Here is a 19631-nt window from a genome sequence, read left to right as displayed (position 1 = left end):
CGCCGGCGTACCTTCGCCATCTCGATAGCACTCCACAAACGGACGCCTCTAAAGCGCGCCTTGCCGTCGACGCAACTCTCCGTTGCGTCGCAGCAAGTGGTGACGAACGTCGTTTTCTGTCGTGGCTCCGACCACCGAAGATGAACGCCGCCGTCCGACGAGACGACCACGAGGACATGACGTTCTACGTCACAACCCAGCACGTCTCGCCACCGCGGTCAGCCAGACCTACGTATCCGTGACAACACGATCAGGCATCGCCAGGCGGTCAAATCGATAGCGCAGCACCCACGTATGACCTCCCGGACTCGCTCACCCAAAACGTCCACGCAGCAGTCCATAAACTCCCTTGCCACTAGCGACCACTGGCGCTTTAATGACCCACATGGCGGACTACAAACCGCACCTCGACGCCGATCTCTGGGGCCGCATACAGCCGTTCGTCAACAGCGTCGTCCGACAGGCCGAGGGACTCACCCCGTACACGGACCGGGAACTGTACGTCATCGTCACGCCCCTCGCGGCGTGGATGCGAACCCGAGCCGGTCTCCCCCTCGAAAACGGCATCGCCTTCGACCCGAACATTATCGACAGGTTCGTGATGGACGGGTTGAGCGGATATACGAAAGCGGGTCGAGGGACGATGCGGTCGAGGCTCCGGCGGTTGTCGGAAGCGCTGCTCCCCGATAGTGACGAACCGGCGCGTGAACGGCCGCTCGGGAAATCCGAACCCTCCCGGCCATACACCGACGCGCAGATCACCTCGCTCCACTCGTGGGCGCATGCACTACCCGGCCAGGTCGGAAAGAACGCCGACCGGCTCCTCGCCCTAGGCTTTGGCGCCGGCCTCGTCGGCACCGAGTTCGGACTCCTTCACGTCGCCGACCTCGAACGGCTGAACCCCGGCATCCTCGTCCACGTACCCGGCGACCGGCGCCGAGACGTCCCCGTCACTCACGAATGGGAGCCCGCCCTCATCGATTGCGCCGCCACATGCGACGACGGCGACTACGTGTTCCGGATCGGCCGGCAGACCACCCACCGGAACGTCATCACCAACTTCGTCGAACGGCATCGCCCACCAATCCCGTTGCAAGCCAGACGAATGCGCGCCACCTGGATTGTCAACCATCTCAGCGCAGCGACACCCGCCGTGCTAATCATCCAAGCTGCTGGCCTCTCCAGCGCCGAAGGACTAGACCCCTTCCTGCCATACGCCAAAACCCCAGCCGACCCGACCCAGATCCTCCGCCTCACTAGCGAACTCGCAGAGCGAAGGTTCGGCGCGGATAGCGGCGCACGTTCCACACGCATCGGTAGCGTGACCACGACTGGGGTGACAAGTGCCGTCCCCGCTCTGCCACCATTAGGACGACCATGAAGAAGCTCTCATCTTTCGCCGTTCTCGCAGCCGTCGCCCTCGCATTGACCCTCAGCGGATGCAGCGCCGCCAACGACAGCGGCGCATCGTCGTCATCAACAGCAAGCAGCAGCGCGAAAGCCGAGCCGACACAGGAGGCCGCGAAGGCTGCGGACCTCACCGGCACATGGAAGCAGACGAACTCAGCATCACCGGACAGCTACCAGGAGGCCGAGATCTCCGGAAACGTCATCACCATCAACTGGGTGACAGACAACGGCGACACGAAGTCGATCTACTGGGTCGGAACCTTCGCCGCACCAACCGACCCGGCAACACCGTACAAGTGGACCTCCACACGCGATGTTGCAGCGACCGAATCGGCGATGCTCGCATCCACGGACGACAGCAAAGAGTTCACGTTCCAGGACGACACCATCAGCTACAGCGCGAGCGCGCTCGGGACCACGACAACGATCAAGCTCGCGAAGAACTGAGCAGAGCACCCGCACGTTGAGATTCGGCTAAGCGCGCGAAGCATCCAGATCCCGGGCGAGGCAACTCCCCAGCGCATGCTCCGCCGCGGCCTCCCCGTCGGGAACAACGGCACCGTCGTCGTCAGTCGACCACTGCCGGGTCCTCGTGGCCGCGCACCACACCGAGACGCAGCTCAAGCAGCTCGATCGGGTCGCAGTGGCCAACCCAGCCGGCGCAGATCTCCCCTCAGCGTGATGCCACAGGTAAACCGACCGAGGCTGCTCAACCGTTGGTTTAACGTACTCGGGCACCTTCGCGTACTGCTCCGGCGTCGACGCGCTTGGCGGGGCATTCTCCCGACAGGGCAGGGCGTGAAGGGAGACATCCGCGCGCAAGCCGGCCTTTCAGCCACCCGCCGATCCCAAATCGGCTCGGCGGCGCTGACCGTCTCTGAGCGTTCCGCCGCATCTACTCGTGCATGACCGCCATGACAGCCGCAGAACGGACCGATTTCGACGCGAACCTACGCCGCCACTTCAAACGAGCGGAACGCCGCCGGGAAATCATCAAGTGGGTGATCACGGTGCCGGTCGTCGCAGCTGTCGGTGCGGGCATCGGTGCGTTGCTTCCCGGGCTCGGGCCATTCACGAAGGACCTCACTGCCGACGATGCATTGTCGTTCCAGATGGCGGTAGGCGCTCTGTTCGGGACGTACTTCGCTGCGCTCGGCTGTGCATCCACGCGTGGAATCTAGGGTCGAGACGGATACCAGGTTGTTAGGTCCGGTTCAACCTCGAAATCATAACGTGAGCGGTACCACTGTCCAACCTTGTCGTTTTGGGCGCGGCCACGTTTGCGGACCATCCCGCCATCCTTGATGTCGGCGCAGACGGCGAGCATCAGCTGCTCCCCTTGAGCCTCACCCATCCTCATGACCGCGAAATCTCCCGCCGCGATGATGACACGGCCGTCCGCGTCCGCCTGCGGCCGGCGGGCGACGGACAGGACGAGTATCGCCTTGCCCGGATCGACCAACAGCTTGTACCTCCTGTCGAATGTGTTGCGAGCCACCATTGTCAACGAAGGCACAAACGAGAACACGACAACGCTGAGAGCAACGGCTGCGGCGCCAAGTCCGAACAGGACAAGCACGCTGCTTTCGCCGGCAAGAGCGAACCCGCCGGCGAAAACAAACACAACGATCAGCAGACCGGCAATCGCTAAACCGGCAAGGAAGCCAACACACTCTGCGGGAAACCGCCCCTCCTTCCCTCGGTTTGCTCCAGGCTGTTGCCGTTTGATCCTCCACACCGTGGAGAACGCGCGGCGTTGATTCGAGAACGCGAATCCCTCAGCGATGTGGTCAAGAACGACTCCCGATCCTGCCGGTGTGTTCACGGCTGCGTTCACGAAACGGGCACGCTCCCATCGGCGAGGTGGCGGCGCAACCATTCGGGGTGCGTCGACGTTGCGACGATCGCCGTGATCACATCGTCGCCCTTCTTCGAAGCGTCGAACGGGATAGCCAGTGAAGCGTCGCCGTTCGCCTGGGCGACAGCGGCGTAGCCTGCCGCAGGTGTCACATTCACGAGCCGCACCTCGGCTCGATCACGTTCGTTGACGGCCTTATTGCCTCGCTCCGAGTACGACGACGACTCCAACCACGACCAACCGGTCGGGCTCACCGTGAACCCTGCAGATTCGAACAACCGTTCCATACCGGGAGGAACCTGGGCGATCAGCTGCTGCCGGCGACGCAGCCGGGTCCAGCCGATCGCACGATCCAGCAGCGCACGCGCGTACCCCTGAGTTCGGTGCTCCTGTGCGACAGCGAGAGAGCGGACCTCAACCGTCGAATCGGAAAGGTAGGGGTCGTCGTCGATCGTGAACGCGAGCCGCTGCCCGCACACATAGCCGATGAGGTCGTTCGGTGTCCCGGCAACAAATATCGGGCGGCGGCGGATCTCCGTTGACTCGTTGACAACCAGGTCGACGATCCCGTCAAGCATCGCATCGAGCTGGCCAGGGAAGTACTTCTTCGCCATCCGGACAATCGCCAAAGCGTCATCCTCGGTGATCTCCTCACGGATCAGACGTAACGACATCAAACCTCCCCTGCCGCGCATAGAGCGTCGACGACATACCACCACTACAGAAACGGAACCAAATGACTCAGATCAGAGCCCGCATCGCCAGCATCCACATCGCCGGCGACAAAGTAACCAAGATTGGCTACCTCGAGCACGGCGTGTATCGAGACGCTGCCCCCGAGGAGATCCCAGGAATCCTTGGACCGCCCGCCGTCGACTTTATTGACTTCGCGCTGCCCGATCCCAGCCACTTCAAAACACAGTCGGCCGACCAACAGGACCCGTTAGGAGACGAGAAGCCGAACATCCACCGGTGCGACCAAGGAACCCGGTTCGGGAACCTCATGGCGATGGCGTCGATGACAGTCGAGGAGATCGCATCAACACGGCCCGCGTGCGACTGCCACGAAAGCTGACGCACCTAGGTCAACTGCGCCAAAATGAGCGGACGAACTACCTGGGGGAACCGTGCGCTCACATTCAGCTCTCTACGTCGATGCCGGCTACCTCCTCGCCGCAGCGGCCACCCGGCAGACCGGGTCATCACTGCGACGAGGGGTGACCGTCAACCATGCAGACCTCATCAACAAGCTCATCACCATCGTCGAAGAGCGAAGCGGGCTGCCGCTCCTCCGCGTCTACTGGTACGACGCCGCACGCAACGGCATCGGAGAACCCGAACATGAACGGATCGGACTCCTCCCCCGCGTGAAACTCCGACTCGGACGGATCGGCGTAGACGGGGAACAAAAAGGCGTCGACCTGCGAATCGGACTCGACATGGTCAGCCACGCCCGCAACGGCGCCATCGACGCGCTCTACCTCCTCTCCGGCGACGACGACCTCACCGAAGCGGTCGAAGAGGCGCAAGCGCAAGGCGTACAAGTCATCGTCCTCGCCGCACCCAACACGGACGGATCAACACACGGAGTCAGCCGACACCTCATCCGCGCCGCTGACGGCGTCGAACTCATACCCACCGAAACACTCAACAGCACCGTCCACAGCGTCGCCGCAACAGAGCCGACCGCCACCGCACCCGAACCGACCAACGCGCGGATACCGAACCCCGCCGATCTCGCACGCAGAACGCCAACCACCACCCTCGTACCCGTGTACACGGGCAGCGGCGGAGCCGCGCCCTACATCGCCCCCGAGTACCGCCGCGACGACGACGAGATCAACCCACTCATCGACGACGTTGTCAAACGCGCCTACGACGCATGGGCGACAACCGCGACCCCCGCCCAGAAATCTGAACTCATCGACGGGCAACCATCCATCCCCCGAGACCTCGATCGGGCGCTCCTCGTAGACCTCTCCGCAGCGCTCGGCGACTACAACCTCAGCGACCGCACCCGCGTCGCACTCCGATCCCGGTTCTGGGACGCAGTCCCAGAGGTCACACCATGACGACGATCATCCACCGATACCTCGGGCTACCCGACCGTCCACTCGAATACCAAGACATCGTGGACGCGATCAGCGCAGGGATCCGTGAATCTGAGGAACTTGACTGGAAAGCGAACCTCCCCGATGAACCCTCCAAGAACGAGTTCGCCAAAGACGTCACCGCCTTCGCCAACGCATCCGGCGGGATCCTCGTCTACGGAGTCGCCGACAACGGCCACGTCAAAGGGCTGCCACCCACAGAGCTACCCGGAATGATCGAGAAGCTCCGCCAGCAGCTCGCCAGCCGCGTACGACCGCACCTCAACAACATCCAGTACAAGATCATCGACGGCCCGGAAACACTTCTCATCGTCACCGTCAACCGCAGCGCCGCCGCACCACACCACGTCTACGAGGAGACGACGCGGGCGAATAGAAAACGCACAAGCAGCGTGCCCGAGCGCGTCGGCGACCAAACCGAATGGATGGACGAGAGACAACTGGCCGAAGCGTATCGGCGGCGATTCGTTTTGGTCGATGACCGGCAGCGACGAGTAGAAGAGCTCGCCGAAGTCGTCAAAGATCAGCTGAAACCGCATTATGCGGCCCATGCGTGGGTGATCTTCAGCGCAACACCCGTCGTCGTCGAGCTGGCAGACAATCGCGTCGAGCGTCATGAAGTCCTCGGCCTGACCGAAGAGGCCCTTCGCCGCGCATCACAGATACTCAACGGGCATTACGGTCGAGGGAAAGTCCTCAAAGCCTTGATACAAACCTTCCCCAATCCCCGCACAGGACTGCGCAGATGGGTTGCATCAAACGTCGCTTCAAAGGCCGATCGCAACGGTGCCCGCCCCACTCACCTGGAAATCCACCACGACGGCTCAACGGTGCTCTCGGTGAACTCCTCCTGGCAGCTCAAGCACGATGCATCGCGGGAGGCGGTCCTTGTCGACGCACCACTTCTTGATTTGATCGCGCTCGAGTTCACTTCCCTAGCTTCGCTGATCGCGGAGAAGCAGGCACCGAACTCGGAACTCCTACTCCGCTGCGATATGACGGTCGCAAACTCCACCCGCACCCAAATAGCGGCACTCGACGTCGAGTCGAAAGGGAAGCATGTCGAACGAGACTGGTCACGTAGGACCGGCGTGATCGAACCGGTCATGTCTGTGCTGCTGCCGGGCTCGGACCTGACCGGGCTGCGGTCAACGACGTACGAGCTCGGCGCCGGTCTACTGAATCAGTTCGGATTGGACTCGTCACTCGCGCGGCCAGTCTGACCTCCCACCTGAAGGGAGGTAACCCGCAGCGCGCCGATCCCAAACACTCGGTCCAACCACGCGACCGCCTGCAGCGACATCACCGTGTCTCCGCGGAGGATCCTTCCGATCCATGCCGCTTCGACTCCGTGTTCGTCGGCGACGTCTTCGAACGTCACCCCCGCGAAGTGAATCGCTCGGCGGGCCTTGAACGCGACCTCGTGCTGGAACCGTGCGGCTGCGAGGTTGTCGATCTCTGACCCGAGCAGAGTGTCGGCTTGGCGCCAATGGATTGGCTGTCTTTTGCCGAACAGTTTCGGCTCGACCGCGTACAGCTTCGGTACGTACCGCGGGTTGGGCATAGGCCGAGCCTAGCCGCAGGTGCGCTAAAAGCGCATGTGCGCCAATAGCGCACATTGATTGTGCATCTAGCCTTACGTGATCAACCCGACAGGCAACCCAACCCTAGCCAACGACGACGACCGTGGTTATTCTTTGACACGCCTGGAAGACAACCGCCGTGTCATCGAACAGTACCGTTACCGTGACGCAGGCGACCGCTGGGACCGAATCGCTGCATTCGTTCGGTCCAGTGCTGATCGCCTCGCAGATGAGCCGAAGAACATGCTCAAGATGATCCTGAGCATGTTGTCCCGCTTTGCCCTCTGGTCGGTCGAGCGCGGGCTCCCGCTCGACGAGCCGGCAGACATCCTCATCACGCCTCTCCTCGCCCGGTTCTCCGAAGAGCGGATGGGGCACTACACGCCAAGTAGCTATCAGATCCGGTTGATGGTGATGCGGTTGATCGTGAACCGTGTTGGCGACCCCGACCCGCGATATCCTCGGCCGGCCAAGAACAAGAACTACCTGGACCAGCGTCGGGTCTACGGCCTCAGCGAGCAGATCGCGTTCGTCAGCTCCTGCAGCACCAGGAACACGGAGTGGCAGCGCAGCAACTACCGCGTCTACCTTGGGCTCGGGTTCGGCGCCGGCCTCACCTGCCGTGAGATCAACACCGTCCGCCGTCAGCACATCGTCGAAGCGGACGGCCACTGGGCGGTGAACGTACCCGGCGACGACGAACGCACCGTTCCGATCCGCCGGGACTGGACCCCACTACTGCTTGAAGGTCTCGAGACTCGGCGGCCAGACGACTTCGCGATCCTCGGCTACCGCCACAAGGGCCAGCCCGAACGGCTTCCGACCCAGATGAGACTGGCTGCGCCAGCTCAACCTCACGCAACCCCGACAGGGATGCGCTCTACCTGGATCGTCGAGCATCTCACCCGGGGGCTCCGCCCCGACGTCGTCGCAGATCTTGCGGGCATCGAAAAGATCGAGTCGCTGCGGATCTACATCCACCGGATGCCCGGCTACAAACTCGATGACCACATCGAACAGATCGTCGGCGGTGACGTATGACCGACCTCGTCGAAGGTTTCGAGATCAACACCGACCTTCTCCTCACCGAGGAAGAGCAGCTCACCTTCAGCGGGCGACGGTCGAAATTCACCCACAAACAGGTGCTCACCAACAACAAATGTCTCGAGATGACCGGCGTCCTGCCGAAACTGATCGAATGGCGCGACGAGGACCGTCAAGGACGCAAACGAAGCGGGCCCGCCCCGTACGTTAGCGACCGGGCGATCCTCGTCGCCATGCTGCTCCTCGCCCGCGAACACGCGCCGCTGAACGAAACCGCGATCGCAGAAGTGCTCCACCAGCGCCTCACCGACGAGTCCCGCGAATACCTCGGCCTCCCGTACGCCCTCCCCCCAATCCGTGACAACAGAGGCGGAACCGCGGAGAAGAACTGGCAGAACCACGCCCACAACGGGCTGCAACGGATCCTCGAACCAATCGATCCGCATCCCGACACGAAAGGCACCCGCCGCAAGCTGCTCAACAACTCTGAGCGTGAGGCGATCTTCAGCGCACGAGACCTCAACACCATGCGCCGCCGGAAAGAACGGCTCGACTGGTTCAGCCAAGCATTCATCCAGATGACGTTCACTATGCAGCCCCGGAGACTCCGCCGCTTGCAACGGGTCGCCAACGTGTCGGTCGACCAGACGCCGGTGCCGGTCTACACGAAGAAGGGGACACGGAAGCACCCGGAGACCGGCGAGTACCTCGAGCGCAAGGTGAAGGAGATCGACGCCGCCTGGTACAAGAAGGGCGATGACTGGATCTGGGGCTACGCTGCGAACTTCGCCGTCAGCACGGCGAACGAAGGCGGCAAGCCCGCGAACTTCCCGATCACCATCCGTGCGTTCACCCTCAGCGTCCCCACCGTCGATATCGCTGGCGAAGCCGTCAAGCTTGGTAAGCAGCTCATCGACGCCGGCCACCTGGCCGGTCGTTTCGCCGTCGACCGCGGGTACTCCTCGAACTCGACCGTTCACGACTACCACAGGCCGATCACCGCCCTCGGTTACAAACACGTCTTCGACTTCGACAAAGACGAAGTCGGGAAGAAGGCGGGCGGCCAAAAGGGGACCATCTACGTCGAAGGCGCCCACCTCTGCCCCGGCACCCCCGAAGAACTCGTCAACCTCACCATCGACGCCAACAACCTCGAGTACGACGAGCCGACCTATCGCCGCCTCATCGATGAGCGCGCTGAGTACGAAGTCCGATACAAGGAAGCGGGCACACGTCCGGGCACACTCAAGTACATGTGCCCCGCTCTCGGCAAGCAGGCGCGGATCGAATGCCCGCTCCGCGAGATTCACCCCGAAGCTTCCAAGAAGGTGAAGCCGTACGTCCTCAAGCGGAACCTGCCGAAGAGGCTCGACAAGATCTGCACTCAACACTCGGTGACCATCGAAGAGAACGACGACACGGTCAAGAGCAAACAGGAGTTCCGGTACGGCTCACGCGAGTGGGCCACCAACTACGAAGCCGACCGAAACATGGTCGAAGGCATGAACGGGTTCATCAAGGCTGAGAACAAGGAGGCCCTCGCCTCCGCCGCTCGCCGCTCCGCGTTCGGCCTCGCCGCACAGCAGGTGCTCGTCACGATGCTGATAGTCTCCGCGAACATGCGGAAGCTGCAGTCGTTCCTCAAAGACGAGATCCGCGCAGCAAAGATGAAGATCGACATGATGATCGAGAAACGCCGACTCCGCCTCCGCGACCATCCCGAGAAAGGTTGGGGCCGCTACAAGCGGAAGTGGGGACCGCCCCGTGCTGAGATCAGCGTGCCCGGACGGGACAGCCCCCTTCAGATCGTTCCGTTGAAGACGTAGACCGCCGCCGGCACACCCTCACGATCGCGCCCCGTCCCGGGGCGCTACTTGTCGTGGCCGCGATGTCGAAGATCGCCCACGACTGTAGCGAGTCGGCGCCAGCCTGCCCGAAAACAGTCAATCCGAGGTCTCATCGGCCGGAAATCGGTGCTCCGAGAAGCGATGAGCATCAGGAACAGCAGCAAGAACGAGGAAACGGCTCCGCAAACACGGAGCCGTTCTCTTTTGGAACCGAACCTTAGATCAATTTCGTGATGACCTTAGATAGGCCCTCTGGCGGAGACGGAGGGATTTGAACCCTGACGCGGTGCCCTAAACCGCTTCGCGAAGTCCCGAAAAGCGCGGAATTTCGCGCCTCGTCGATGACCATGCGCCATCTCCGCTGACCACAGTTGTGGGGTTTTTGTGGGGGCTCGGCCTCTGCAATGGAAAGATAAAACTGACGGGGGTTGTTGACAGTCTGACCAAGGATCGGACGCGGATATCCTCCGCCGACCAGCCCGACCACCAGGTGCTAATGGGATCGCTTCCTGTGCCGGAATTCCTGCCACGCCTCCCGGATCCCGGGTCGCGTACGGGCCCGGGCCCGCTCGAGCGCCCTGACGACGCGGACGGCCAGGGCCATGCTCATGGCGAAGACTACCCCGGAGACAGCAACGCTCAGGCCCGCTGTGGGGGACGCCGGCGCGGCCAGGGCAGCCACGAGCGCTCCGGAGGCCGCAGTGGCCACAGCGACCAGGATCCACAGGGACGTCAGCGCCCGCCTCGTGCTGCCCCGACCGGATAGTGTCTCCCTGTGTATCCCGGTCACAGGTGCTCACCCCTCGGCAAGACGACCATCAGGACGCTGAGCACAACCAGCAACAGCACCAACGCCGCCGCGATGGTCATGCTCACCGGACGTCGCCGCCACGCGCGTTCCTTGCTCCGGTCAAGGAAGGGCACTGCGGCAAGGAGCGCGAAAAAGGCGACCTCGCCCCAGAGGATCGCCGACACCCCGAACCAGTTCTCCAACGCGAAGGGCCACCAGAACATCCACGGCGGGGCCGTAACCTCGATGCCCTGGACGGGCGTGGAGCCCACCGGCGGCGGGAACACGACCGCTAGGACCCCCAGAACCCCGAAGAGCACTAGCCCGAAGGCCGCGATGCGCCGCAGATGGTGAGTGAAAGGCTCAGTCGGTTCGTCCTGGTCTGCTTGCTCACCGCGGGCATCCGCTCGCAGGGACGGGTGGGGGGAGATCCGGTGCCGCTTCACAAGCAGAAAATGGAGCACTACAAGGGCCAGGATCAGCCCCGGCACGATCACGACGTGCGCCCCATAGATGCGAACCAGGATCGAGACCTGGCTGGCGAAGCCGGCGGAGAACCAGAACCCGGCCCCGCCCAGGATGTTCCCGACATCGAGGTTGTGCATGAGGGCCTCGTAGCCCTCCTGGTCCCACTTGAGAACGGTCCCGGTGAAGATCGCCAAGGTCACCAGACCGAACATAACTACCCCGATCAGCCAGTTGCCCTCGCGGGGCTTCTTAAACGACCCAGTGACGAATACCCGGACGAGGTGGAGGGCCGCAGTGACGTACATAGCCTGGGCGGCCCAGAAGTGCAGCCCGCGGAACACATTCCCGGCCCAGACATCTGTGACGATCCCACGGACGGACTGGTTCGCGGTCTCGGGCGTCGGGGAGTAGAACTGCGCCAGGACGACGCCCGTGACCACGAGGATGGCGAATGCAACGGCGGTGATCCCCCCGAGGGACCACGCCAAACCGTTGGCGTGCGCGGGGACCGGGTAAGCCAAGGCGCTGATACCTAACCGCTCATCCACTGCGTCCAACGTCCTGCCCCATCGCCCCTTTTTCCCCACAGGGGGTGTCCCGGCGTGGGGAGGGGCGGTGGAAGCGCTGGGACTGGAGAGCTGCTGGTCTGCTATCTTCATCCGCTCTGTCCCTTCGTTTCGTCGTGACCGACGTCGAGGTGACGGCTGGCCAGGCCCATATCCCGTCGTAGCTGGTGGACGCTCTCGGGTGGGCGGAACAGGACAACCAGCGCGATCCCGGCGACGATCGCGGCGAGCGAGACCGCGAGGAAGGCCCATCCGAGGGGGGAGATCTGCTGGGATTCCAGAGGGGCAAGAACTACGCCAGTGCCGGTGTCCGGCCCCTTGGCAAGTGGGAGCATCTTGACTGAGTCGGTGATTGATCGCTGTAGAAGCTCTCTGGCCTGGGCCGTGTCACCCGCTCGGAGAGCGACCTGGGCCTGCTCGAGCGTCTTCACCGAGACACCCTCCTGGTCGGTTGCCGCCAGAGCCGCGGTCACCTTCTCCTGGGCATGCATCTCAGCCTCTTGCTTCGGCATGTTCACCAGGTAGCCTATGGCCTGCTGCACCAAGACATAGCCTTCAGCATCCGAACCGCCCCCGTGCGCGCTGGCTGCTGAGGCGCCGCCGAGCACAGACAGCACGAGCAGCGCGGCCGCGGCAAACAGCCGCAGGGGCCCCACCCGGTGCCGGGCGCGGTCTGGTGTCAGAGCGGCCGGCGGTTTCGCTCTGCGTGCATCCATGCCTCGCGTTCCTCTCTTCAGCTGGCCGTCGCTCGGGGCGCCCCGGTGAGCATGGGCTACGAACAACCCAATGGTCCATGGTTCCAGCGGGCGATGCTTTCGCCGGGCCTGGGCATGCTCAGCATCATGAGATGACGGGCTGCTCATGCCTTATCGTGCAGCGGGGGCTCGTGGCCGAGAGAGGGCCAAAGGTCCTCCCGCTTATCGGCCAGGATTCCCTCTGCAGAAGCCCGCGCCCTCCTCCTGCGAGCACCCGGAGAACCTGCCTGAGGAGACACCTGAATCCAGGAACACACCACGGACGAGGAGATCGCCGTCACCCCCACCACGGCGACGTCCCGAAGCAGGCGGCTCCGATCGCCACAGATGGACGACCTTCAGCGACCGCTGTCAATAACCGCCCTGCTTCATTCATGTGAAGCCGCGTTGATTGAAGGCGCGAGCGCGCCCCGCTTACCGGGTTGTCCGTCTGCCTGGCCGGTTGATCGTAGTTCGCTGCCACGGGCTTCGTGCCGGGCTTTCGCGGCATATCCTCACTCGCTGCGCTCCCTCCGGTATTCCACTGTGAGTCTTGGACTGGCTGGTCTGGGACTGGCTGGCAGGGTTGATGTTGGTCGTCTCGCCCGGTTCGTGACTCATATTCCACGTGGCCTCGACAGAGTGCCTTCGGGTCGACTTGTCCGTTCGGGGCGGGGCGGCTGGCGTTGGCCCGGCCCACGTCGGTGGCTTGATTAGAAGCTTGTCCAACCCCGTCAGGGTTGTGGCCCCTCACAGTGTTGCCCCGAAGTGATTTCCTCCCGGATCAGCGCCGGCCGCGTCGCGGCCGTTCGAAGGACCCCTAGAGAGAGGAGGCGGCCGCTGTGACTATCGTTGCGCACTCCCGCCCGTATGTCGTCGGGGTGGACTGCCACGCCCGCACCCACACCTACGTCGTCATCGACACCAGCACCGGGCAGCAGCTGGGTTGTCAGCAGTTCCCCACCAGCACGGCCGGCATCGCCCGAGCGATCGCATGGGCCGGCCGCGGAACCGGCGGTGACGCCGAGACGTTATGGGTGATCGAGGGCGTCGGCAGCTATGGCGCCGGCCTGGCCCGCGCGGTCACCAATGCCGGCTATCAGGTAGCCGAGGCGCCGCGGATGAACGCCCGCGTCCGCCGCGGAATCGGGAAGTCCGACCCGTTGGATGCCCACACGATCGCCGCCACCGCCCTCAGCCTCGAGGAGACTCAGCTGCGGACGCCGCGAGAGGGCCAAGGCGCCCGCGCTGCGCTGCGGACGCTGGTCGCCGCGCGTGACCAACTGAGCCACGAGCGCACGATGAACATCAACGCGCTCACTGCGCTGCTTCGCGTGAACGACCTCGGAATCGATGCCCGCAAACCTCTCAGCGCAGCGCAAGTGAGCACCGTGACCCGATGGCGGGAACGGGATGAACCCTTGGAAGCGGTGATCGCTCGGGAAGAGGCCGTCCGTCTCGCCCGTCGCGTTCACGAACTCACCGAGCAGCTGGCAGCGAACCTGAATCGCATGACCGGACTGATTCAGACCAGCCCCGCCGCTCCGCTTCTTCAGATCACCGGGGTTGGGCCGGTCACCGCTGCAATCGTGCTCACCGCGTGGTCCCACCCCGGCAGGGTGCGCTCCGAGGCCGCCTTCGCTGCCCTCGCCGGCGTCAGCCCCATCCCCGCATCCTCGGGCAACACCACCAGGCATCGTCTCAATCGCGGAGGCGACCGACGTCTCAACAGGGCGCTCCACACGGCCGTGCTCGTCCGCATGGTCCACGACCCCGAAACCCGCGCCTACGTCGAAAACAGGCTCCAGGAAGGACGCAGCCGACGCGAGATCCGACGGGCACTGAAACGCTACCTCGCCCGAAGCGTTTATCGATCACTCAACGCGCTCCACCAGCCAGTGCTGACGACTTGACAGATATAGAAGCGTCGCTGCGCTCGCTCCGGTATTTCACGGTCTCTTGCTCATTCACCGTCGGCGCTGTTTCGGCAAGAGCGCCGAACGGCAAATGAGTTGATATGAGAGAGGAGTGCGCCGTGACCGCGAACGTCACCTTGTATGTCGAGTCCGGGTCCGCAACAAGCGACAAAACCAGAGCAGCAATAGACAGCGCCGGCATCGTCCATGAGATGGTACCGGTGAGCGCGAACGACTGCCCCCTGCAGGCCGCAATCACCCGCAGTGTGCCCTTCTCCCACCATTCGGAGTCGCGACGTGTGAACCGCCACGCGACAGCCGCCGCAGACAGAATTTCGATTGTCGAGTCGAGACCGAAGCCGATCAGCGCCGCCGATGATGCGGCGGCGCCCGCGGCGATCGCGACAACGGCCTCGACCAGTTATAGATGATGGTCGCAGCGACGATCCCGGATTCGGTGCTGGAGGACGTGCCGGCGCTCGTCGGCAAGTGCGGGACTCATGGCCGTCATGCGAAGGTGCAGTTCTCTTCGGCGCAGCAGCCAGATTCGACGTAGAGCACGACACGCAGTAGCTCGTCGAGCGCTGGCGTGAGATGACCGTCAGCGAGCCGGTACCAAGTGCGTCGACCGTCCGGACCGAAGTTTTGTCAAAAGGGAGCGGTGGCGGCTGGTGTGACCTCGTTCTGGCCAAAAGTGGTCGGCACGATCAGCTTCGGGCGCGGTTTCGTTTCTGCCTGATGCGTCCTTTGTGTCGGGCTTCAGACGTAGCTGCAGATTAGTTCCGCGTCACACCGGGTTGGATCCCCGGCGTTGGCGGCCTCGTGGAAGCTGGCGACCGTGGCGCGCAGCGCGGTGAGCTCGGCGATCTGAGCGTCCAGGCGCTCGAGTTCGTTGCCGAGCAGCGTCACGACGTGGCGGCAGGGCGCCGTGCCGGCGTCCCGCAGGCGGAGGATCTCGCGGATCTGGGCCAGGTTCAGTCCGGCGGCCCGCCCTCGGCGGATGAACTGCAGCCGGCCCACGGTTTCCTCTCCGTAATCCCGATAGCCGTTCGGGGCCCGCTCCGGATACGGAAGCAGTCCCTCGACTTCGTAGAACCGCAGCGCCTTCGTTGTCATGCTCGCCGCTGCCGCGGCCTCACCGATTCGCATCTGACCCTCCCGGAGCCCCACCTGACCGTCCAGTATAGGGGAAAATGGGGGATGTCGTGCGCGCGTGCCGAATACGTTGAGGAACGGCCAGGCGGTCACTTCCTTGGCGCACGATGTTGCGACGGGGACCGCGATCGTCACGACCCGGCGCTGCGCAACCCGAGAGGCCTCGACGTGAACACGGTGCGTGGCCTGGGACGGGAGCGAGGTGGGCATCATTTGAGCCGCCCGAGCTGCTGCTGGAGTTCTCGCAAGTGCTCGGCACGGGGGGTTGACCTTGCCTTATAGGGCAAGGCGCATGATGGGGGAAATCGAAGCATCTGCACCTCGTATTCAGGAGTCCTCATGACCAACAGCGCACCCGCCGAGTTCGATCTGGCGGTGATCGGCTCCGGAGGCGGTGCCTTCGCCGCCGCGATTCGGGCGACCAACCTTGGCAAGCGAGTCGTGATGATCGAGCGGTCGACCGTCGGCGGTACCTGTGTGAACACCGGTTGTGTGCCCTCAAAGGCACTAGTCGCGGCCGCCGAGGCACGCCACGTCGCGTTGGACGCCGCCCGGTTCCCGGGGATCGACGCGTCCGTGGAGCCGGTGGATATGCCGGCGCTGATCGAGGGGAAGCGGGTGCTGGTGGAGGGGATGCGCTCGGAGAAATACGTCGATCTGATCGGCGAGTACGGCTGGGAGCTGCTGCAGGGCGACGCCACCTTCACCGGATCCCCCGACGACCCGGCGCTGACCGTCACGGACTTCGAGGGCCGCCAGGTTCCCGTTCGTGCTGAGCAATATCTGGTCGCGACCGGATCACGGCCGTGGGCACCGACGGTCGAGGGGCTGGCGGAGGTCGACTTTCTGACCTCGACGACGGCGATGGAAGTGTCGGAGGTTCCGGAATCGTTGCTGGTCCTCGGTGGCGGACCGGTGGCGATCGAGATGGCGCAACTCTTCTCCCGCCTCGGATCGAAGGTGACCATGCTGGTCCGGTCGCGACTGGCCTCCACGGAGGAGCCGGAGGTCGCCCGCGCACTTGCGGCGGTGTTCGCCGACGAGGGTATCCGGGTGGTGCGTCGCGCCGCGCTCACCTCCGTGAGCGCCGACCCGACGACCGGCGAGATCCTCGCGACGGCCACCGTCTCGGGCGGCCGCGAGGAGTTTAGGGCGGCACGGCTTCTCGTCGCCACCGGTCGCCGGCCCGTAACCGAGGGACTGAACCTCGAGGCAGTAGGTGTGCAGACCGGGGATCTTGGCGAGGTCGTCGTCGACGATGAACTCGCGACCTCGAACCCGCGGATCTGGGCAGCGGGCGACGTGACCGGGCATCCGGAGTACGTCTATGTCGCCGCGGCGCACGGTGCACTCGTGGCCGAGAACGCGTTCAACAACGCCGGCCGCAAGATCGACTACGGGCACCTGCCCCGCATCATCTTCTCCAGCCCTACTGTCGCCGCTGTCGGGATGACGGACAAGCAAGCCAACCACTCCGGGGTCCGCTGCCGCTGCCAGGTGGTGCCGCTGGAGTACGTGCCCCGAGCGATCGTGAATCGCGACACCCGCGGCTTCATCAAGATGGTCGCCGAAGCAGACACCGGCCGCATAGTCGGACTCACCGCTGTCGGGAAAGAAGCGGCCGACCTTGCCGCGGCCGGGGTCTACATCCTCGAAGCCGGCATGACGGTTGACCAGGTCGGCAAGCTCTGGAGCCCCTATCTGACCATGGCCGAGGGTATCAGGATCGCCGCGCAGTCCTTCAGCACCGACGTCAGTAAGCTCTCCTGCTGCGCCGCGTAACCCCTTGTTCCTTCATCACACCAACAACGAAAGCGGGTCACAATGACCGAGAACGACACGCTCGCAGAGCGCCTCACGTCGAGCGAGACCGGGCAGGAAGCCTCTCTCTGGCTGCCGCTGATGAAACTACTTGCCCAAGGCGACCCGGTTGAGGTCAGCACCCTCGCGACGGTGACCGGGCGCAGCGAAGCCGACGTGCAACAGGCGCTGGCCGCGGTTCCCGACATCGAGTACGAGTACGGCCGCATCATCGGCCAGGGCCTCACCCTGCGTCCCACCCCGCACCGCTTCGAGGTCAACGGTGAGCAGCTCTACACCTGGTGCGCACTGGACACCCTGATCTTCCCCACCCTGCTGGACGCGTCAGCGCGGGTCGAGTCCGTTAGCCCCGCAACCGGCGAGCCGATCGCCGTCACCGTCGGCCCCCACGGGGTTCAGTCGGTCTCGCCCGAGACCGCCGTGGTTTCCCTCGTCAATCCCGAGGACATGACCTCGATCCGATCGGCGTTCTGCAACCAGGTGCACTACTTCACGTCCGCCGAGGACGCGCAAACCTGGCTCGAGACACACCCAGGAGGAGAAGTCATGCCCGTGGCCGACGCCTACGCCCTCGGCACCCAAATGGCTCGAACCATGATCGAGAATGCCCAGGAGGGAAGCGGCCCGTCAGGCGCCGACAGCTGCTGCTAGAACACAGGCGGCTCAGCGACCCGACGATCAGCAAGAGCCAGCCGACGCCCAACGGCACCCGAAACGATCAATGACGACAACACAAGGAGTAGCTAATGAGTGAACGTGTCGATGTTGCGGTGCTCGGGATGGGCCCCGGCGGTGAGGTCGCGGCGAGCCGGCTGATGAAGGCTGGCAAGAAGGTTGCCGTGATCGAGCGGGAGCTGATCGGCGGGGAATGCGCCTACTGGGCCTGCGTCCCCTCGAAGACCGTGCTGCGGCCGCCGGAGGCGCAGACCGAGGTCCAGCGAGCGGCCGGAGTCAGCGGTGCGGAGTTGAACTGGTCGGAGACTAGCGACTACCGCGACTACATGATCCGGAACCTCAATGACGCTGGCCAGGTCGAGGGCTACAGCAAGCGAGGTGCCCTCGTCATCAAAGAGGATGCCCGCATCACCGGCCCTGGCCGTATCCAGGCCGGCGAGCAGGAAATACTGGCCGAGCACATCATCATCGCCACCGGTTCCGATGCGGTCGTGCCGCCACTGGAGGGTCTGGAGGACATCACCGCCTGGACGAACCGGGAGACCTACACCGCGACGTCACTGCCCGGCAGTGCCGTAATCGTCGGCGGGAGCGCCGTCGGGGTGGAAACGGCGACGTTCCTCTCCCGGTTCGGTGTGAACGTCACCCTGCTGCAGCGTGGCCCCAGGCTGATCGACCGCGAGGATCCGCGCGTCGGGGAGCTTGCCAAGCACTACCTTCAGAGCGCCGGGGTCGACGTGCGGCTGAACGCGGTGGTCCGAAGAGGGCGCCGCGATGGCGGCGCGAGCGTGATCGAGCTCGAGGACGGCAGCACGGCCACCGGAGACGTCGTGATCTTCGCCACCGGCCGCAGCCCCCGCAGCGGCGGCCTCGGCTTCGAGGACGTCGGCGTCTCGCTCGGTGAGCACGGTCAGGTGCTGGTGGACGACCAGTGCCGGGCGGCCGAGAACATCTGGGCGATCGGCGATGTGACCGGGGTCATGCCGTTCACCCATGTGGCGAAGTACCAGGGCCGCATCGCCGCCGAGGCGATCCTCGGCGGGACGCGGAAAGCGTTCTACGACGGCATCCCTCGCGTCGTGTTCGGGGAGCCGGAGATCGCCGCGGTGGGGCTCACCCAGCAGCAGTCCGATCACGCCGGTTTGCACACCACAGCCACCGAGCTCGACCTCGCCGACGCAATCACCCGGCCCTGGACTTACGAGAAGGACCCCGTCGGCAACCTCGGGCTCCTGGTCGATACCGAGGCGAAGGTGCTGGTCGGCGCCTGGGCCGTCGCACCCTTGGCCGGGGAGTGGATCCACCACGCCTCGCTCGCCATCCGGGCACGGATACCGCTAGACACCCTCCGCGACCAGGTCGCCCAATACCCCACCTACAACGAGGCCTACCTCGCCGCCCTCGACCACATCAAGGCCTGAGCTCGTGCGCGGGAGGGGCGGTCTGAAGAGCTGCCCGAGCTGGTTTCGTTCCCTCAAGAGCCGTGAAAAGATCAGCGTGAAGATCCCAGGAGCGATCGAAGACGTACTCACCGCGTAAGTCGGCGGCTACGTCGGCACGAAAGTTGCGGAGCCGGTGAGCACCAAGCTCAACGAAGTGCAGCCAAGCAGGCCCCGGCCGATGGAGGACGCTGTCCGACCCGGGGCAACTGAT

19 protein-coding genes and 1 tRNA gene are annotated in these 19631 nt (G+C 64.3%); 13 read left to right on the top strand and 7 right to left on the bottom strand.

The features are described 5' to 3' along the window. Positions 1-385: 385 nt before the first annotated feature. The 3 genes from FHX33_RS13375 to FHX33_RS13365 all read left to right on the top strand — a co-directional run bounded on the left by FHX33_RS13375 (position 386) and on the right by FHX33_RS13365 (position 2591). Positions 386-1381 carry a hypothetical protein gene (locus FHX33_RS13375; protein WP_155828947.1) on the top strand — a complete coding sequence of 332 codons (996 nt, stop codon included), beginning with the start codon at positions 386-388 and terminating at the stop codon, positions 1379-1381. After that, positions 1378-1857: a hypothetical protein gene (locus tag FHX33_RS13370; protein WP_221209633.1), complete on the top strand. Its 480-nt coding sequence runs from the start codon at positions 1378-1380 to the stop codon at positions 1855-1857. Before FHX33_RS13375 ends, FHX33_RS13370 begins: the two co-directional genes overlap by 4 nt. A gap of 458 nt (positions 1858-2315) precedes the next feature. Continuing rightward, positions 2316-2591: a hypothetical protein gene (locus FHX33_RS13365; RefSeq protein ID WP_021757318.1), complete on the top strand. Its 276-nt coding sequence runs from the start codon at positions 2316-2318 to the stop codon at positions 2589-2591. Here the strand turns inward: FHX33_RS13365 and FHX33_RS13360 are convergent. Beyond that, positions 2588-3247: a hypothetical protein gene (locus tag FHX33_RS13360; RefSeq protein WP_183428630.1), complete on the bottom strand. Its 660-nt coding sequence runs from the start codon at positions 3245-3247 to the stop codon at positions 2588-2590. The two genes, FHX33_RS13365 and FHX33_RS13360, sit on opposite strands and share 4 nt — an antisense overlap. Next, complete coding sequence (locus FHX33_RS13355; RefSeq protein ID WP_021757322.1) at positions 3244-3942, bottom strand: GNAT family N-acetyltransferase; 699 nt, start codon at positions 3940-3942, stop codon at positions 3244-3246. Before FHX33_RS13355 ends, FHX33_RS13360 begins: the two co-directional genes overlap by 4 nt. Positions 3943-4004: 62 nt before the next feature. Between FHX33_RS13355 and FHX33_RS13350 the strand changes: the two genes are divergently transcribed. From FHX33_RS13350 to FHX33_RS13340, 3 genes are all read left to right on the top strand, one after another. After that, on the top strand, positions 4005-4343 hold the full coding sequence (locus FHX33_RS13350; protein WP_021757324.1) for a hypothetical protein: 339 nt from the start codon (positions 4005-4007) through the stop codon (positions 4341-4343). 142 nt (positions 4344-4485) lie between these two features. After that, positions 4486-5340, top strand: a complete 855-nt coding sequence (locus tag FHX33_RS13345; RefSeq protein WP_039920905.1) for an NYN domain-containing protein — start codon at positions 4486-4488, stop codon at positions 5338-5340. Continuing rightward, positions 5337-6602 carry an AlbA family DNA-binding domain-containing protein gene (locus FHX33_RS13340; RefSeq protein WP_021757329.1) on the top strand — a complete coding sequence of 422 codons (1266 nt, stop codon included), beginning with the start codon at positions 5337-5339 and terminating at the stop codon, positions 6600-6602. Before FHX33_RS13345 ends, FHX33_RS13340 begins: the two co-directional genes overlap by 4 nt. Here the strand turns inward: FHX33_RS13340 and FHX33_RS13335 are convergent. Further along, positions 6563-6943 (bottom strand): helix-turn-helix domain-containing protein, encoded by a 381-nt coding sequence (locus FHX33_RS13335; protein ID WP_021757331.1) that lies wholly within the window; start codon positions 6941-6943, stop codon positions 6563-6565. The two genes, FHX33_RS13340 and FHX33_RS13335, sit on opposite strands and share 40 nt — an antisense overlap. Positions 6944-7019: 76 nt before the next feature. On the opposite strand from FHX33_RS13335, the gene FHX33_RS13330 reads away from it, so the two are divergent. Next, positions 7020-8003 (top strand): site-specific integrase, encoded by a 984-nt coding sequence (locus tag FHX33_RS13330; RefSeq protein WP_155828949.1) that lies wholly within the window; start codon positions 7020-7022, stop codon positions 8001-8003. Further along, positions 8000-9832, top strand: coding sequence for a hypothetical protein (locus FHX33_RS13325; RefSeq protein WP_021757334.1), 1833 nt, complete (start codon positions 8000-8002; stop codon positions 9830-9832). Before FHX33_RS13330 ends, FHX33_RS13325 begins: the two co-directional genes overlap by 4 nt. A 274-nt stretch (positions 9833-10106) precedes the next feature. On the opposite strand, the gene FHX33_RS13320 is transcribed toward FHX33_RS13325, so the two are convergent. The 3 genes from FHX33_RS13320 to FHX33_RS13310 form a co-directional block, all read right to left on the bottom strand. Then, positions 10107-10213, bottom strand: a tRNA-Pro gene (locus tag FHX33_RS13320). A 426-nt stretch (positions 10214-10639) separates the two neighbouring features. After that, positions 10640-11770, bottom strand: coding sequence for a cytochrome b (locus FHX33_RS13315; protein ID WP_081703868.1), 1131 nt, complete (start codon positions 11768-11770; stop codon positions 10640-10642). Further along, complete coding sequence (locus FHX33_RS13310) at positions 11767-12393, bottom strand: hypothetical protein (protein ID WP_039920908.1); 627 nt, start codon at positions 12391-12393, stop codon at positions 11767-11769. The genes FHX33_RS13315 and FHX33_RS13310 overlap by 4 nt, the downstream gene beginning before the upstream one ends. Positions 12394-13253: 860 nt before the next feature. On the opposite strand from FHX33_RS13310, the gene FHX33_RS13305 reads away from it, so the two are divergent. Together FHX33_RS13305 and FHX33_RS13300 are read left to right on the top strand one after the other, a co-directional pair. Then, the gene (locus FHX33_RS13305) at positions 13254-14324 is read left to right on the top strand and encodes an IS110 family RNA-guided transposase (protein WP_168688437.1); all 1071 of its coding nucleotides are present in this window, start codon (positions 13254-13256) and stop codon (positions 14322-14324) included. 122 nt (positions 14325-14446) lie between these two features. Further along, positions 14447-14758, top strand: coding sequence for a hypothetical protein (locus FHX33_RS13300; RefSeq protein WP_155829054.1), 312 nt, complete (start codon positions 14447-14449; stop codon positions 14756-14758). A 328-nt stretch (positions 14759-15086) separates the two neighbouring features. Here the strand turns inward: FHX33_RS13300 and FHX33_RS13295 are convergent, their stop codons facing one another. After that, positions 15087-15476 (bottom strand): heavy metal-responsive transcriptional regulator, encoded by a 390-nt coding sequence (locus tag FHX33_RS13295; protein WP_039922792.1) that lies wholly within the window; start codon positions 15474-15476, stop codon positions 15087-15089. A gap of 345 nt (positions 15477-15821) precedes the next feature. Between FHX33_RS13295 and merA the strand changes: the two genes are divergently transcribed. The 3 genes from merA to FHX33_RS13280 all read left to right on the top strand — a co-directional run bounded on the left by merA (position 15822) and on the right by FHX33_RS13280 (position 19399). Next, positions 15822-17264 (top strand): mercury(II) reductase, encoded by a 1443-nt coding sequence (merA, locus tag FHX33_RS13290; RefSeq protein WP_021763757.1) that lies wholly within the window; start codon positions 15822-15824, stop codon positions 17262-17264. Between the two features lie 42 nt (positions 17265-17306). Beyond that, positions 17307-17954, top strand: coding sequence for an organomercurial lyase MerB (merB, locus tag FHX33_RS13285; protein ID WP_021763756.1), 648 nt, complete (start codon positions 17307-17309; stop codon positions 17952-17954). Positions 17955-18049: 95 nt separating this feature from the next. Then, positions 18050-19399 (top strand): dihydrolipoyl dehydrogenase family protein, encoded by a 1350-nt coding sequence (locus FHX33_RS13280; protein WP_021763755.1) that lies wholly within the window; start codon positions 18050-18052, stop codon positions 19397-19399. Positions 19400-19631 lie beyond the last annotated feature (232 nt).

The organism is Leifsonia aquatica (genome assembly GCF_014190775.1).
In the GTDB taxonomy this organism is placed as follows: Bacteria; Actinomycetota; Actinomycetes; order Actinomycetales; family Microbacteriaceae; genus Leifsonia; species Leifsonia aquatica.
The sequence above is the reverse complement of the archived record's forward strand: the minus strand, read 5'-3'. Positions and strand labels throughout refer to the sequence as shown.

Bases quoted from the DNA above. Each gene is read 5' to 3' on its own strand.
- FHX33_RS13375 (WP_155828947.1), top strand. From the start codon at position 386: ATGGCGGACTACAAACCGCACCTCGACGCCGATCTCTGGGGCCGCATA.
- FHX33_RS13370 (WP_221209633.1), top strand. From the start codon at position 1,378: ATGAAGAAGCTCTCATCTTTCGCCGTTCTCGCAGCCGTCGCCCTCGCA.
- FHX33_RS13365 (WP_021757318.1), top strand. From the start codon at position 2,316: ATGACCGCCATGACAGCCGCAGAACGGACCGATTTCGACGCGAACCTA.
- FHX33_RS13355 (WP_021757322.1), bottom strand. From the start codon at position 3,942: ATGTCGTTACGTCTGATCCGTGAGGAGATCACCGAGGATGACGCTTTG.
- FHX33_RS13350 (WP_021757324.1), top strand. From the start codon at position 4,005: ATGACTCAGATCAGAGCCCGCATCGCCAGCATCCACATCGCCGGCGAC.
- FHX33_RS13340 (WP_021757329.1), top strand. From the start codon at position 5,337: ATGACGACGATCATCCACCGATACCTCGGGCTACCCGACCGTCCACTC.
- FHX33_RS13335 (WP_021757331.1), bottom strand. From the start codon at position 6,943: ATGCCCAACCCGCGGTACGTACCGAAGCTGTACGCGGTCGAGCCGAAA.
- FHX33_RS13325 (WP_021757334.1), top strand. From the start codon at position 8,000: ATGACCGACCTCGTCGAAGGTTTCGAGATCAACACCGACCTTCTCCTC.
- FHX33_RS13315 (WP_081703868.1), bottom strand. From the start codon at position 11,770: ATGAAGATAGCAGACCAGCAGCTCTCCAGTCCCAGCGCTTCCACCGCC.
- FHX33_RS13310 (WP_039920908.1), bottom strand. From the start codon at position 12,393: ATGGATGCACGCAGAGCGAAACCGCCGGCCGCTCTGACACCAGACCGC.
- FHX33_RS13295 (WP_039922792.1), bottom strand. From the start codon at position 15,476: ATGCGAATCGGTGAGGCCGCGGCAGCGGCGAGCATGACAACGAAGGCG.
- merA (WP_021763757.1), top strand. From the start codon at position 15,822: ATGACCAACAGCGCACCCGCCGAGTTCGATCTGGCGGTGATCGGCTCC.
- merB (WP_021763756.1), top strand. From the start codon at position 17,307: ATGACCGAGAACGACACGCTCGCAGAGCGCCTCACGTCGAGCGAGACC.
- FHX33_RS13280 (WP_021763755.1), top strand. From the start codon at position 18,050: ATGAGTGAACGTGTCGATGTTGCGGTGCTCGGGATGGGCCCCGGCGGT.